Origin of the sequence: Paludibaculum fermentans, from assembly GCF_051172195.1 — a bacterium.
Lineage (GTDB): Bacteria > Acidobacteriota > Terriglobia > Bryobacterales > Bryobacteraceae > Paludibaculum > Paludibaculum fermentans_A.
Window position 1 is genome coordinate 5,442,045 of record NZ_JBPJAQ010000001.1, and the last position, 14,428, is coordinate 5,456,472.

The 14,428-nt window shown below is 63.4% G+C and carries 11 protein-coding genes; 3 read left to right on the plus strand and 8 right to left on the minus strand.

Features of this window, described 5'->3' with window-relative positions:
* Nucleotides 1-46 precede the first annotated feature (46 nt).
* Entirely contained in the window at nt 47-1,507 is a 1,461-nt protein-coding gene (locus ACR9Y2_RS21880; protein ID WP_435043787.1) for a LamG domain-containing protein, read from the plus strand.
* 102 nt (nt 1,508-1,609) lie between these two features.
* Here ACR9Y2_RS21880 and ACR9Y2_RS21885 read toward each other — a convergent pair whose 3' ends face one another.
* Complete coding sequence (locus tag ACR9Y2_RS21885) at nt 1,610-4,318, minus strand: ABC transporter permease (protein WP_435043788.1); 2,709 nt, start codon at nt 4,316-4,318, stop codon at nt 1,610-1,612.
* Nucleotides 4,311-4,655 (minus strand): PadR family transcriptional regulator, encoded by a 345-nt coding sequence (locus tag ACR9Y2_RS21890; protein ID WP_435043789.1) that lies wholly within the window; start codon nt 4,653-4,655, stop codon nt 4,311-4,313. The genes ACR9Y2_RS21885 and ACR9Y2_RS21890 overlap by 8 nt, the downstream gene beginning before the upstream one ends.
* Nucleotides 4,656-4,742: 87 nt before the next feature.
* On the opposite strand from ACR9Y2_RS21890, the gene ACR9Y2_RS21895 reads away from it, so the two are divergent.
* Both ACR9Y2_RS21895 and ACR9Y2_RS21900 read left to right on the plus strand, forming a co-directional pair.
* The gene (locus tag ACR9Y2_RS21895; protein WP_435043790.1) at nt 4,743-5,288 is read left to right on the plus strand and encodes a gluconate 2-dehydrogenase subunit 3 family protein; all 546 of its coding nucleotides are present in this window, start codon (nt 4,743-4,745) and stop codon (nt 5,286-5,288) included.
* Nucleotides 5,285-6,928, plus strand: coding sequence for a GMC family oxidoreductase (locus ACR9Y2_RS21900; RefSeq protein WP_435043791.1), 1,644 nt, complete (start codon nt 5,285-5,287; stop codon nt 6,926-6,928). Before ACR9Y2_RS21895 ends, ACR9Y2_RS21900 begins: the two co-directional genes overlap by 4 nt.
* 187 nt (nt 6,929-7,115) lie before the next feature.
* Here the strand turns inward: ACR9Y2_RS21900 and ACR9Y2_RS21905 are convergent, their stop codons facing one another.
* The 6 genes from ACR9Y2_RS21905 to ACR9Y2_RS21930 all read right to left on the minus strand — a co-directional run bounded on the left by ACR9Y2_RS21905 (nt 7,116) and on the right by ACR9Y2_RS21930 (nt 14,147).
* Nucleotides 7,116-8,351: a glycoside hydrolase 100 family protein gene (locus ACR9Y2_RS21905; protein WP_435043792.1), complete on the minus strand. Its 1,236-nt coding sequence runs from the start codon at nt 8,349-8,351 to the stop codon at nt 7,116-7,118.
* Between the two features lie 27 nt (nt 8,352-8,378).
* A complete protein-coding gene (locus ACR9Y2_RS21910; protein ID WP_435044892.1) occupies nt 8,379-9,515 on the minus strand; it encodes a glycosyltransferase family 4 protein in 1,137 nt (378 codons plus the stop codon).
* A 2-nt stretch (nt 9,516-9,517) separates the two neighbouring features.
* Complete coding sequence (locus tag ACR9Y2_RS21915; protein WP_435043793.1) at nt 9,518-10,195, minus strand: PIG-L deacetylase family protein; 678 nt, start codon at nt 10,193-10,195, stop codon at nt 9,518-9,520.
* Nucleotides 10,196-10,214: 19 nt separating this feature from the next.
* Nucleotides 10,215-11,651, minus strand: a complete 1,437-nt coding sequence (locus ACR9Y2_RS21920; RefSeq protein ID WP_435043794.1) for a glycosyltransferase family 4 protein — start codon at nt 11,649-11,651, stop codon at nt 10,215-10,217.
* 674 nt (nt 11,652-12,325) lie between these two features.
* Nucleotides 12,326-13,261, minus strand: a complete 936-nt coding sequence (locus tag ACR9Y2_RS21925) for an AraC family transcriptional regulator (RefSeq protein ID WP_435043795.1) — start codon at nt 13,259-13,261, stop codon at nt 12,326-12,328.
* Nucleotides 13,262-13,271: 10 nt separating this feature from the next.
* Entirely contained in the window at nt 13,272-14,147 is an 876-nt protein-coding gene (locus ACR9Y2_RS21930; protein WP_435043796.1) for an SDR family oxidoreductase, read from the minus strand.
* Between the last annotated feature and the right edge of the window lie 281 nt (nt 14,148-14,428).

Consider the following 14,428-nt stretch of genomic DNA (forward strand, 5'->3'; position numbering starts at 1 on the left):
AGGACTGGAGCCATGGTCAACGTCATCCACGAGGCAGGAGGGGTTCATGATGCGAATTGCGCAGATGGTCCTGGCGCTCTCGGTGGCGCCGCTATTGGTCGCTCAAACTCAGTTTTCAACTGACCTGCTGGCGATGAGGCCAATCGGCTACTGGCCATTGCACGGCAACGCCAACGATGCCTCGGGCCATGGCGCTGCGGGCACCCCAGGCAGCAACCTGACCTTCGCCGGCGCAGTGGGGCCGCTAGGGAGCGGAGCCGCTCCCGCCGCGGTGTTCGACAGTGCCGGCCCGTCCTACGTGACGATACCAGCGCCCTCCAGTTCCGCCCTGAATCTGGACGCACTCCACCCCATGACGATCCTGGCCTGGATCAGGACCATCCGGCAAACGCCTGGAGACATGATTGTGGCGGCCAAGTTCGACCCGCAGACAGCGACGGGCTGGGGCCTCCTCGTGGACAACGGCAGCCTGGGGGCTCCACAGGCAGGCGGCAGGCTGGCGCTGGTCTTTGTCTCGGGCGACAACCTCACCCTGAGCGTGGAAAGCACGATCTCACTCAACGACGGAGGCTGGCACCTGGTGGCGGCGACCTACGACGGCAGCGGCAAAGCGAGCGGCGTTCGGCTCTATTCCGACGGCGTGCCGCTTGCGATGACGACGGTCGTCGACGATATCGGCGCCGGTCCCATCCAGAGCTCGGCTCCCTTCACGATCGGAGGCGTCCCCGACGGCGACGATGCCTTTGAAGGCAACGTAAACGAGGTTGCGGTCTTCAGCACGGCGCTCACGCCGGAACAGAACCTGCAACTGATGCTTGGCGCGCCAGGGCTCAGGAGAATCCTTGGTCAGTTCGCCTTTGGTGGCGGCTGGACTTCGGCGATCTACTTCTCCAACACCAGTACCGCGGCTTTGACGATTCCCGTGAGCTTCACCGGCGACGACGGCAAGCCGATGACCGTGCCGTCGATTGGAGGCAGCTCCCAGGCGATCACCCTGCAACCGGGCGCTTCCGCGGTCATTGAGGCTCCCAATGTGGGATCACTGGTGCAAGGCTACGTAATGGCCTATCTGCCGGTGGGCATAACCGGGTACGGAGTGTTCCGGCAAAGTACCCCCGGCGCGGCCGACCAGGAGGCGGTAGTGCAACTGGCAGGGGTCGGCGGCCAGTTCCAGATCATGGTCTACGACGACAGGAACAGCCTCATCTCAGCTGCCGCCATTGTGAATCCCAGTCCGGTAGCAACGACAGTCGGCATCACGGCGACCGACGAAACCGGAACGGTGATCGGCACCGCTTCGGTTGACCTGCCCCCCTTCGGAAAACTGGCGACCGCCCTGCGATCGCTACCCGGTCTCGCGCAGATGGCGGGCAATCGGGGCACCGTACACTTCGCGGTGACCAAGCCAACGAACTTCACGGGCAGCGTCAGCGTGCTGGGACTCCGCTTCAACGGGACGGCCATCACCTCCATCCCCGCGGGCGGCAAAGCGCGCGGCGACTTCTGAGGAGATCACCGCTGTCAGCATGCTCGAAAGGCGGAGACCTCGCGCAGCCAAAGCGCCCATCGGGCAATCGCTTGGCCGATCGAGGTCTCCGTCAAACTTACATCACTCACTCCGCAGCGCCGTCATCGGATCCACCCGGCTCGCCCGCCACGCCGGCACGTAACTCGCCGCCAACGTGATGACCACCATGAGAAGCGCCGAACCCGCATAGGTCATCACATCCATCGCCGCCACCCCATACAACATGCTGGCCAGCACACGAGTGCCCGCCGCGGCCGCCAACAGGCCTAGCGCCACCCCGGCGCACGACAGCAGCAAGCCTTCCCGCACCACCAGCCCGCGCACATCCCCCGCCGCCGCACCCAGCGCCATCCGTAGTCCCATCTCCTGCGTTCGCTGGGCCACGGTGTACGCCATCGTCGCATACAACCCGAAGGCCGCCAGCAGCAGCGCAATCCCCGAAAACAGGCCTAAAAGCAGCACGTTGTTCCGCCGCCCCGCCAGGCTTCGATCCATCATGGTCTCCAGCGTCTCCACCTGCGTGACCATGGCCTCCGGTTGGCTCTCGTGCACGATGGCCCGGATCAGCGAGCCAATCTCGGCCGGCTCGCGCGAGGTCCGCACGACAACTGTGGCGCTCATAATCGGGAACAGGTTCGACGAGAAGTAGTACTGCGGCTCAATCGGCTGGTCCAACCCGTGCTGCCGCGAATCGCCAACCACCCCGATGATCCTCACCCGCGGCCCCTTCAGCGAAGGCGGTCCAAACCGGAACGTCTTGCCCACCGGGTCCTCCCCCGGCCAGAAGCGCCGCGCCATCGTCTGGTTGATCACCGCCGTCATCTCCACTGTCCGCAAGTACGCCAGAACCCGGCCGAGATCCCGCGGCAACGACGGCAGGAATCCGTCCGCCGGGACAAACAGCCGCCCTTTCAGCAGGGGAATTCCCATCGCCGCAAAGTACCCGGCCGTCACCGAAGCCTTCATGCCATTCGGCATCGCGGCCGGAGCGGGTACCGGACGGTCATCCCGGTAGAAATCACCATAGGAATCGACGTTCCTGAAGGGCATCTGGTCGATCGCGCCCACAGCCAGCACACCCGGTGTCGCCGCCAGCCGGTCTGTCACATCGCGCAGCAGCCGGGCATTGTCCGAGAGGTCCGTCGTCTTCCGGTCAGGCGGTTGAATCGGCACGGCCACCACATGCTCAGGGCGGAATCCCGGATCCGTCTGGAACGCCGCCAGCAGGCTGCGCACCAGTAGGCCGGCTCCAATCGAGAGCACCACCGCCATGGCCACCTGGCCCACCACCAGCAGTTTGCGCGTCCGCCCCCGCACCGCGCTGCCGCGCGACGCCCGGCCGCCTGTCCGAATCGCCTGCGCCACGTTCAGCCGCGTCGATTGGATCGCCGGAGCCAGCCCGAAGAGCACCGCCGTCAGGCCCGCCGCCGCCACTGAGAACACGAGCACACGCAGATCCAACCCGATGCCACCCAGGTTCTCCGCCGCTGGAAACACGGTCATCAGCCACTCGAAGCTCAGCCGCGCCACCACCAGCCCCGTCACCGCACTGCCCAAAGCCAGCAGCAGGCTCTCCGTCAGAAGTTGCCTCACCAGTTCCAGGCGGCTGGCGCCCAGCGCGGTTCGAATCGCGATCTCCCGCTGACGCACAGCGGCGCGCGCCAGCAGCAACCCCGCCACATTCGCGCAGGCAATCAACAGCAACAGGCCCACCGCTCCGAACATCAGCAGCGCCGGTTGCCGCATGCCGCCGCTCATGAACTCCCGCAACGGAACCACGCTGGCGCTGTTGCCTCCGTTGGCGCCTGGATACTGTTTCGCCAGTTGGGCGGCGATCTGCTGCATCTCTGTCCGCGCCTGGGTCACACTCACCCCGGGTTTCAACCGCGCGATCACGCCGGTGGAACTGTGGTTCTCCCGCATGTCCAGCCCATATTTGCTGTGGCCGAACGTGATGGGCACAAACACATCGGCGCCGCGATGCCATTGAAACGACCCGGCGACCCCCACGATCGTCCACACCTGGTCATCAATCTGGAGCGTACGCCCGGTCACCCCGGGATCACCGGCAAAGTGCGTCTGCCAGAACCTGTAGGACAGGATCACAGCCGGCTCGGCGCCCGCCCTGTCGTCACTCTCCGCGAAGCCTCTTCCTAAGGCTGGTGGTACACCATAGGTCTTGTGAAAATCCGCTGACACATAGCCGACGCGAATCCGTTCGAACCCGCCGCCCTGCCGCAGAGTCTCCTCGAAAGAGCCGCCAATTGCCATCATCTCGAACGACTGGCTCTGCTTCTGCCAGTCGATGAAATTCGGATAGGAGACAGGCATGCTGCCGCCACTCGGTGGAGTCTCCTGGAGTTGCACCAGCCGCTCCGGCTCGGGCAGTCGCAGCGGCCGCAGGAAGGCTGCATCCACCACTGTAAACATGGCAACATTCGAGCCAATCCCGATGCCCAATACTCCGATTACCACCAAACTGAACCCCAGGCTGTTGCGCAGGCTGCGGAAACCATAGCGCACGTCGCGCCACAAGCCGCTGCCCGGCAGCACCCGGTCGCGCGCTTCCCGCCGCTCGACGGAACGCAGCTCGCTGGCCAGTGTCTCCCGGCCGCTGAGCTCTTCCAGCGTAATCCGCACCGCCTCGGCTTCCGCCTGCCCGCCGCTGCGCAGTTCCCGGTAGCGATCCTCGGCGTGCTGCGCAAACTCCTCGACAATCTCTTCCTCGCGCTCCGGCTGGAGCTGGAGGCTCGCCAGTTGCTCACGAATCAGTTGTTGCCAGTCAGGCATTTTCGACCCCCGTGATGCGGCCAATCGCCGCCACAAACGCCTGCCATCCTTCGCGCTGCGCGGCCAGCACTTTCACGCCATTGGCCGTCAGTTGGTAATACCGCCGCCGCCGCTGCCCGCTCTTCTCTACCCAACGCCCCTGGATCCAGCCCCGCTTCTCCAACCGGTATAGCAACGGATATAAAGACGCCGCATGGAACCGGATGCCCCCCTCGGATCGGTGCTCAATCAGCTTGCTGATCTCGTAACCATGCCGCGGGATGCTCTCCAGCAACGAAAGAATCAACAGCTCCGCGCTGCCCTTCTTCCATTCGGCGTCAATTGATTTGGTTGCCATATATCGCTCTCCCACATATCGTACTCACGACTCCTAACACGGTCAAGTAAACTGTTCGCCACCCCGCGTCATAGTAAGCTCCTAAGGATGGATCTGGTGACGCGCCGCTCCCTGCTGCTCAGTACCCTCAGTGCTGCCACACTTTTAGACATCGCGCAGGCGCAGCAGCACGCCCACGCCGCGCAGGCTTCAAAGACGCCCTTCCGCTATCTAAGCGCGGGCGACGCACCCGAGATAGAGGCGCTCGCGGCGCAGATCATTCCTTCGGATGGAACACCGGGCGCCCGGGAGGCCGGGTGCATTCATTTCATTGATCGCGCTTTGGAGACCTTCGACCGCGACCAGAGGGGCCTCTACCGCGACGGACTCGCCGCGACACAGAAGAAACGAGCGGAGCTGTTTCCGCAGTCCCGTTCCATTGCCGGTCTCGAAAACGCGCCAGCCATCGCCTTGATCAAGGCCATTGAACAGACGGCGTTCTTCAAGCTCCTGCGTACGCACACCATCATGGGTTTCCTGGCCGCGCCGGCCTGGGGCGGCAACCAGGGGCTGGTGGGCTGGGCCCACATCGGCCTCGAGCACAACATGACGTTCCAGCCGCCATTCGGCTTCTACGACGGAGAAACCAAGTGATTGTCTACCAACCTTCTGAACTGGTCGACTTCGTGGTTATCGGCTCCGGAGCCGCGGGTGGAGTGGTCGCGAAGGAGCTTTCGACAGCCGGATTTTCCGTCGTTGTGCTGGAGCAGGGCGCCTATGTGAAAGAGAAGGATTTCACCCACGACGAGTTGGCCGTCAACTACCAGCACAGCATTGCCAACAATTCGAAGCTGCAGCCCAATACCTTCCGATCCAATGATTCTGAGACGGCCAGAGTCGAACAGCGCTACACCTACGGACGCCTGGTAGGCGGAGGCAGCGTTCATTTCACCGCCAACTATTGGCGCTTCCATCCTGACGATTTCCGCGAGCGCAGTGTCTTTGGCGACGTGCCCGGCAGCAGCTTTGCCGACTGGCCGGTGACCTACGATGAACTCGAGCCCTATTACACCAAGGCCGAATGGGAAATCGGGATCTCCGGACTCGCCGGGGCGAACCCCTTCGAGGGTCCGCGATCGAAGCCGTATCCCCTGCCGCCGCTGCCGGTGAAGTCTTCCGGAGTGCTGTTTGAACGGGCGGCGAAAAAGCTGGGCCTGCACCCCTTTCCCGCGCCCATGGCTGTCCTCTCGCAACCCTATCGCGGCCGCGGTGCCTGCAGCCATTGCGGATGGTGCGAGACCTTCGGCTGTGAGATGCGGGCCAAATCCAGCACCCTGGCCTCGGTCATCCCCATGGCCGAGAAGACCGGGCGCTGCGAGATCCGCTCGGGCTGCTATGTGCGCCGGATCCAAAGCAATGACGAAGGACGGGTAACCGGCGCTGTCTATTTCGACGCCCGGCGCCGCGAGGTCTTCCAGCGTGCCCGTGCTGTCGTCCTTTCCGCCAATGGCGTCGAATCGGCCAAGCTGCTGCTGATGTCGCCGTCGAAGCGCTTTCCGCAGGGCCTCGCCAATTCGAGCGGTATGGTCGGGAAGAACTTCATGTGGGACCTGGGCGCCTTCGTCAGCGGCCTGTTCGAACATCCCCTGAACGAATATAAGAGCGTGCAGGTGTCGCGCGTGATTCATGACTACTACGCGGCCGACCCCAAGCGCGGCTTCTATGGCGGCGCCGGCATCGATGCGCGGTTCAATTGGTTCCCCATCAGTTTCGGCCTGGACGGCCTGCCGCCTTCCGGTCCGCAATGGGGCTCCGAGTACAAGAAGATGCTCGGCCATTATTTCAACCACACCTTCTCCACGCTGTCGCACACCACTTCGTTGCCGGTGGAGACAAACCGGGTGGATCTCGATCCGTCAGTCAAAGATGCCTGGGGGCTGCCTGTGCCCCGGCTCACTTTCCAGCTACATCCCGACGACAGAAAGAACCTGGAGTGGGCACGGCAGCGCCAGGTGGAAATTCTGGAAGCGGCCGGGGCGACTCAAATCTGGGGTTACCCCGTGGAGGACATCGGGGTCAGCGCGCATCTGATGGGTACCATGCGCATGGGTAATGATCCGGCCCGCTCCGTGGTCAACCGCTTCAACCGGGCGCATGATGTACCCAACCTGTTTATCGTGGACGGCAGCAGCCTGGTCACCAGCGGCCGCCAGCAGCCCACTGCCACTATCCAGGCCCTGGCCTACCGCGCCGCGGAGGCCGCCGGCAGCGCCGCGAAAAGAGGCGAAATCTGACAAGGCAGGTGTTTGGACGTCGCGACGGTATCCAATTCCGGGATTGTTTTTGGATACGGACATTTGGGGTCGTACCCGGCGCAACTGATTGTGGAAAGGGTGCACAACATAGAAGTAAGCGAAACCCCAACTTACGACTACCGTACAATGTTGCCTCCGAAACTACGTCGTTAGTGCGCCATCCGGTCTATTGATTGGTGGGGCCGCCCGCGGATTCTGCTTGTAGCGGCCGTTCTTTCACCGTGCCTCGATTGCGATGGCGCATCTCCTCGAAGAACGGCGTTCGCTCCTGCCGCACGCATTCCGCGGCATACAGGTACATCGCAGCCGACCACGTCTGCCAGTCTCGTCCACTGGGCTGGCCGGTCTGTGCCTTGATCCATTCATTGAAGCCCCACTCGGCCTCGTTCTCATGCCACGGCTTTACGAGTTCTGTCAGGGCCACCAGTTTGCGACGCGCCAACCCCATGCGTCCGGCGGCCACACAGGCGGCTATGTACAGGCCGCAGACGAACGGCCAAACGCCCCCATTGTGGTAGTCGCCAGGCCGGTTGTATTGCTCGTAGCGGGGCCGCCAGTCGGGGTCGTCCCGCAGAATAAACGGGAACAGACAAGGCGGCAGGTTCACGGCCAGATCGCCGGTCTCCCACATCGTCTGGCACTCGGCCTCCACCCAGGCAATCATATTCCTGGACCGTTCGCGCGAGGCAATGCCCGTCAAAATGGCGAGACTGTTACCCAACAGGTCAAAGCGATCACTGTTATAGATCTTGTAAGAGTACAGGGCGTAATAGGGTCTGGACGGCATCACCAGGCCCTCATGCACGTGCGGGTCGCGAACGTCGCTCACCACTTCCAACCGGTTCATCAGTCCGCGCAGGCGTGCCGCGGATTCGTGCTCGCCAAACAGCATGAGGTAGCCGTATACCAGCGTATTCACGAAGAGTCCGTAGCCCAGCACCCATTGCTCGTCACGCCAGTCGCTTGTCGGCAACTGCGCCACCATCACCATGTCGTCGGGGCTCTGGTACTGCATCCATCTCAGCGCCTTGGCCGCCGCTTCTTCCAGGAAGGCCGGTTCGTATTCCGACTGCCGGAACAAGGCCAGCCCCAGCAGGAAGAGCGGAGTTGAATCGCTGGCTCCCCTGTCATTGGGGTCGTTGGCGAGCGAAGGGATGTGGCCCAGCGGGGTCTGATTGGCGGCCAGGGCCTTCAGCGTGCGCCGCAGGGCATCCGTCAACACCTCGTTGCCGGTGACCAGGATCCCGAGGGCCGAGATCATGAGATCGCGCGTGTAGGGTTCGGGATAGCCCCAGCCCGCAGTCCTTGGGAGTCCCTGGAAAGGCCCGTGCGCATTGTGGAGGAGTACCTGAAGGGCCGCCTCCTTCGCCCGGTCGATCGCCGCTGCTGACTTGTCATCCATTGGAGTATGCCCCTCGCGTTCCGCGCTTCATTGGATCCCAAGCCGGTCCGAGACAATCTCCAGAAAGCGCCTGGCTACGCGTCGATAGTCGAACCGTTCGACGACGCGCTTTCGCCCGGCTTCCCCCATCTGCCGCCGCAGTCCTTCGTCGCGCATGAGTTCGAGAAGGTACTTGGCGAGATCCTCGACACTGGCCCGGTACTCCACGGTGCGCGGGGTGGGGAACACGATTCGATGGCCGGTGTCGATTCCATGCCCTTCGCCGAAGATCCCCTCCTTGATCTTGATCTCCTCGGCCACCTCAGCCAGAAACGCCGTTTCCCCGTGGACCAAGGTATCCAGGAAGGCCATGGCGCGAACCGCCAGCACAGGCTTGCCGCACGCATTGGCCTCCACTTGCAGCATCCCGAACCCCTCCAGTCGCGAGGGCGCGGCGTAGATGTCACAAGCATCCAGCAGGTAGGGCATGAAATTGTGAGAGACCACGTTGGTCGAATAGATGACGTTCTTCTCGATGCCCAGTTGGGTGGCTAGCTGCAGGTCGGCCACATTCTGTTGCAAGGTTCGAGGCTGTGGCCAGACTTTGCACACATACTTCCACTGCGGCGCTTCACTGCGGATCAGCGCCAGCGCCCGCATCACTTCCTGGGCGCCTTTCGACGCGGCATCTCCACCCACGGTCAGGATCATCTGCTCGCCGTCCCTGACACCCAACGCTTCGCGAATGGAGTGCACCTTCGGGTCGTCGGCGCCGCGCGGGATAAAGGAGTCGGTGTCGCAGCCCACCGGCAAAACTTCGATGTTATGGCCGCTCAGGCCATCGCGGATATATGTCTCCTTCACCCAGTTGGAAGTCACCAGGACCAGCGGCAGGGCGTCCAGTACCTCGTGATGATCGGCTACATAGCCATCCGCCACCAGCCAGGGAACGGCGGTCATCCCGAATAGCTGCGGGTGCAGGACCAGATGTGGCACGTGGCCCCAGAACCCGATGCCGACCACCACGTCAGGCCGGAACCACCGGTAGTACCACTCCTTCTCCTGCGGCGACTCGAAGTGCACTGGATGGACATCCGCGCCTGCATCCAGCAGGCCCCTGCAGAATAGTTCCCCCTGCGTTGCGAGACCCGCCGCTGAGGGCGGGTACTCCGTCAATACAAGCACTTTCAACGTTCTTGTCCTCGTTCCGACAGACGCTCCTCGACAGCGTTGACTGAGTCGAAGCACCAGAACCCTTCTTCCTTCGGGGTGGTTCGTGCTTCCCAGCTATCCGGAGCAAACCCATAAACCTCTGTGAGCAGCCGGCGCTTTTCCAACCAGATCTCACTTGGCAGCACATCCCGCCAATCGGCGTCTTCCCGCACGCGTGGCAGATAAGCCCTTCCGCAGTCCGTATACGCGAACATCCACAGGCGCCGCGTGTCGATCACCCCGGCCACCCACTGGGCGGCTACCGCGCGGCAACATTCCGAATGCCGCCTGTGCGTCGAATACTCGCCCATCGGGCCGTGCGTGAGAATCAGGTCGTAGCGGTCGCCACCCAACAGCCGGGCGACGGTGCCATTGAGTTGGTCCTCCTGCAAGGGAGCCTGGTCCGGTCCATCATCCAGATCAGCCAATTCTCCATCAGCGGCAAATTGCTGCAGGATGCGCCGGAATCTGGGCGCCCGGTCGGAGTCGAGCTTCCGGCAAAGCGTGACGATGCGCCAGTGGAATTCGGGATGGGCGAGCAGGTAGCCGCCACACCAGAGGATCTCGTCGTCCGGATGCGCGACAACAATGGCGCCCAGCGGGCGGTGGTCCCGGGCGGCTTCACTGGCCGCGTCGGAGGTGAGTTGGCTCATCGGCGCGCCCATTGATCGGCTACCACCGGTCAGCCCTCGCGGCATCGGTCTCCTGCCACAGAGGTTCCCGGTTGAACCGTGGCATTCCCTGTTCGCGCACATCGGCTCCTGACCCATGGGCCACTGCGTACATCGCCTTCATGGCCGGGCGCTGGGCCAGCAGGAACGATTGCATATACCGCCGGGCGGTGCTGCTCCAGATCATCTCTCGCCCCAATCCATAGGCGCGCCGTCGCATCGCATTCCATCGCGATCCGTTCCGCAGCAAATCCTTCGCCTCCCTGGCAATCGCCATGGGATCGCCGAACGGCACCAGGACGCCCCGCTGATCCTTCAATAACTCGGCGGCGTGCCAGTAGGGTGTCGAGATCACTGCTTTCCCGGCTCCGAAGGCATAAGCCAGGGTGCCGGATGTGATCTGCGCCTCTTCCAGATAGGGAGTGATGTAGAGATCGGCCGCTCCAATGTACTCAGTGAGCTCTTGCAGCGGAACGAAGCGATTCGAGAATAGGACATTGCTCTCGACCCCGCTCTGCTTCACCAGGGCTTCCAGTTGGTGGCGGTACGCATCGCCCCGGGTGCGTAGTTCATTCGGATGCGTGGCGCCCAGCACGACGTACACAACATCTGGAAACTCGGCCGCGATCTCCGGCAGCGCCTTGATCACGGTCTCAATTCCCTTATTCGGCGACAACAGCCCAAACGTCAGCAGGACTCGTCTGCCGCTCAGCCCAAACTGGCCCTTGCAGCAGTCCGGCTCCACAAACGGCACGTCCGGGATGCCGTGGGGGATCAGGTCGATCTTGGCCCGCGGCGCATTGTAGGTTTCCTGCAGGATGCCCTGGCCCCGCTCACTCATGACCACCAGTCGGGCCGACCGGTCGATGATCTCCATCATCACCCGGCGCTGATCCGTATTGGGCTGGCGAAGAACCGTGTGCAGCGTGGTCACAATGGGCGCCTCCAACAGTGCCATCAGATTTAGCAGGTGGGCGCCCGCCGCACCGCCGTAAATCCCGAACTCATGCTGCACACAGACGACCTCCACCTCGCTGTCGTTCAGGAAGTGGGCGGCCTCTGCGTAGGAGCGCTCATCCTGCTCGTCAATCTCGAAGCGCACCACATCGGGGTATTCGTACTCCCCCTGTAAGTCGGTCACCGAAACGGCACGGCACTCACTGCTCGGGTGCGTGCTCGCAATGGCGCCCAGCAGATCAGACGTGAATGTCGCAATCCCGCATTTACGCGGTATGTGGTCTCCAACGAATGCGATCTTCCGGACTGTTCTGGTCTCTTCCATGAGGTCGGTCCTTTCTGTCGTCCGCCCGGTGTCCCACTTCAGGTGGGTCCTCTGTTCCGGCTGCGAATCGTCCGCCTTGTCTTCGCCCGGAATGAGCGCCGCGGTCGTGGAGACCTGGAGAGCATGGCCGCGGGGCGACTTCTCTCCTGGCCGCAAGCAGCAATCCGGACCGGCTTCGGCGTATTCCCACCCAGGCCCATCCCCGGGTCGACGGAGACTTGTAAGTGCACGTCTCGACCCAATTCCGGCCGCGTTCGGGCAACCGCTTGCCCGGCCTTCTCTCGTCCCCCGCTCGCGTGGCTACAAATCCTTCGCTTGCCATGGCGGACCTTGCATTCGTGTCGAGCGCCGAACTGGAACCACCATCTGGTCCGCCCGGACACCTGGGGGACAGACCGTTGCCGGAAATGACCATAACTTGCCACCTGACGTGATTTGGTCATCCACCTCGCATCCACCCACCTTCCTGGAACTGACCTGGTTTCTGTCCTAAGCAATGCTGTTGCGCCTGAGTTTACGGTTCTCCGCTGCAGTCAGGCACTGCCGAACTCGAAGCCAAAGAGCCCAGGCGACTCCTGGCCATCTGCGTGCTCTGTAAGAAGCGGCACCTGCTAAACGGCTATTAGCCCGGGCGAATCGTTGGGATCCAGCGGCGTGACGGGAGGGCCAGCTTTCAGCTACGAGCTACGAAAGCAGCGCACTGATCGGAGGCAATCCAGGCGGGGACGTCCACCACGACGTCCTCACCGGGTTATTGCCATCCGCCAGGCCATCCCCGCCCGGAACACGAGAGTTCTTCTCCTACCCTTCGCTACGCTGGTCAGCCCATTTCAGGATCGTGCTGTGGCTTCCGGCAGGTAGGCCAGCAGGGGCACCGCTCCGCGTGAGTGCGCCGCCAGGTCGTCCTTGGGCAGGCGGCCAAAGTACCGGCGATAGTCCTTGCTGAATTGTGAGTGGCTTTCATACCCGGCCCGCACGCTCGCTTCGCCGATGTTGAGCGACTCCAGCAACATGCTCCTGCGCGCCTCCTGCAGCCGGATGCGACGTTGATACTGAATGGGTGTCAGGCCCGTGACCGCCTTGAAGTGCTGGTGCAGCGAGGTCGGGCTCATGCCGATGTGATGCGCCAGGTCCGCCACCAGGAACCCTTCGGCGTAGTGCTGCTGGATCCACCGTGTGGCCGATGCAATCCGGTTGGATGGGCTGCCATGACGGCAGATCTCCAGCAGGCGTGCGCCGGCGGCGCCGGTCAGCAGGCGGTAAAGGATCTCCTGCCGCACCAGCGGAGCCAGCGGGCCGGCATGCTGTGGAGTATCCAGCAGGCGCAGCAGCCGCACCACGGCTTCCAGCAGATCGCCATCGGCTTCGAAGATGCTGATCCCCGGCTGTGGAGCCAGGCGGGGCAGGTCGCCGCAGCGTTGCATCAACTGGTTGAATTCCAGCCAATCGAGATCCACGCCCACGGCCAGCAGCGGTTGCGTCCGGCTGGCATGGACGATCCGCGAAGTGGCGGGTATGTCGATGGAGGTCAGCAGGTACTGGCCCACCCCATATTCAAGATGGACCGTCCCGAACTCCACGCTCTTGGCGCCTTGCAGCACCAACGCCATGCAGGGCAATTGGGTCGAGACCAGCGGCTGGCTCTTCCATCCGAAGCGCATCAGGTGCAGGCCGGGCAGCACCTGCAGGGCGAGGCCATCCTGGCGGCAATGGCGCGCCACAATCCGCCGGGCCTCGCTGCAGAGTGATTTCGCGTCGCGCCCCATCTCCTCCATGTTACCGGGCAGTGACCGCTGCCTCCGGCTCCGGGTCGCAGTCGGTGTCGAGGACCTTGTACTGCTCCAGTTGATCCAGGCGGTTCAACAGCGCAGCTTTGATGTAGCCATAAGCGTCCTGGCCCAGCGAGAGCCGTGGCGGGGCGGTGTCGGCTTCGAAGGTGTCGACAATCGCCCTGGCCATCTTCGCCGGATCGCCCGGTGCGAGGTAGCCGCCGGTTGCCATCTGACGCATCAGGCCCACCGGACCGTCGCGGTAGGCATCCAGCGCCGGACTCACCACGCCCGAGGAGCCGAAGTCCGTCCGGATGGTGCCGGGCTCCACCAGGGTCGTCTGGATTCCGAATCCGGCGACCTCCTGGGCCAGCGATTCGATGAAGCCTTCAATGCCCCACTTGGTAGCGCAGTACAGTGACAGGCCGGCAAAGGCCGCCTGGCCGGCGCTGCTGGAAACCTGCAGAAGACGGCCCCCGCCCAGCGGCCGCATGTGCGCCACCGCGGCCCGCGCCAGTTCGATGGAGCCCACCAGGTTCGTGGCCACAATGTGGCCGATGGCTTCGCTTTGGAGCTCCTCGGCTGCGCCCAGCAGGCTGTAGGCGGCATTGTTCACAACCGCGTGAATACGGCCGAAGTGCGCGGCCGCCGCCTGGAACGTTGCCGGGATATTGACGAAATCCGACAAGTCGAGCTCCGCTGTCCAAAGCTGGCCCGGGAACTGCCGGTGCAGCTCATCGGCGTGCGTCCGGTTGCGGACCGTGCCGGCCACCCGGCCTCCACCGCGCAGCACTTCCAGGGCGATGTGGCGGCCCAAACCACGGCCAATGCCCGTGATGAACCAGGTGGATCCCCGCAGGGCACGGCGCTCGGTTGTCTTCATTTGTGTTTGCTCCATGCAGCAATCCTAACCGCGGCCACCGGGAATCCGTGAGAGAGAAGCTGCAAGGAATTAGCGAAATCCTACAAAGCCGGCGCTGAGGTCGGGCAGAGCGCCGTCGCGGGTGCGCATTCCGTCCTGGGCCGCCGCGGGTCGCCTGGGGATGAATGCTCTCCCGAATCGACCCTTCGCGGGCCGCTTGCCCGGCGGGGGTCGACTTTCGCAGGCGGCCATCAGTGCGCATCAACTCCTCTATGATGCGTGCATGGAAGACGACACTAGCC

What these genes read in the sequence shown, in the direction of transcription:
- ACR9Y2_RS21880 (WP_435043787.1), top strand. Translation starts at nt 47, where the DNA reads ATGATGCGAATTGCGCAGATGGTCCTGGCGCTCTCGGTGGCGCCGCTA.
- ACR9Y2_RS21905 (WP_435043792.1), bottom strand. Translation starts at nt 8,351, where the DNA reads ATGGATGACAAGTCAGCAGCGGCGATCGACCGGGCGAAGGAGGCGGCC.
- ACR9Y2_RS21930 (WP_435043796.1), bottom strand. Translation starts at nt 14,147, where the DNA reads ATGAAGACAACCGAGCGCCGTGCCCTGCGGGGATCCACCTGGTTCATC.
- ACR9Y2_RS21890 (WP_435043789.1), bottom strand. Translation starts at nt 4,655, where the DNA reads ATGGCAACCAAATCAATTGACGCCGAATGGAAGAAGGGCAGCGCGGAG.
- ACR9Y2_RS21895 (WP_435043790.1), top strand. Translation starts at nt 4,743, where the DNA reads ATGGATCTGGTGACGCGCCGCTCCCTGCTGCTCAGTACCCTCAGTGCT.
- ACR9Y2_RS21925 (WP_435043795.1), bottom strand. Translation starts at nt 13,261, where the DNA reads ATGGGGCGCGACGCGAAATCACTCTGCAGCGAGGCCCGGCGGATTGTG.
- ACR9Y2_RS21885 (WP_435043788.1), bottom strand. Translation starts at nt 4,318, where the DNA reads ATGCCTGACTGGCAACAACTGATTCGTGAGCAACTGGCGAGCCTCCAG.
- ACR9Y2_RS21915 (WP_435043793.1), bottom strand. Translation starts at nt 10,195, where the DNA reads ATGAGCCAACTCACCTCCGACGCGGCCAGTGAAGCCGCCCGGGACCAC.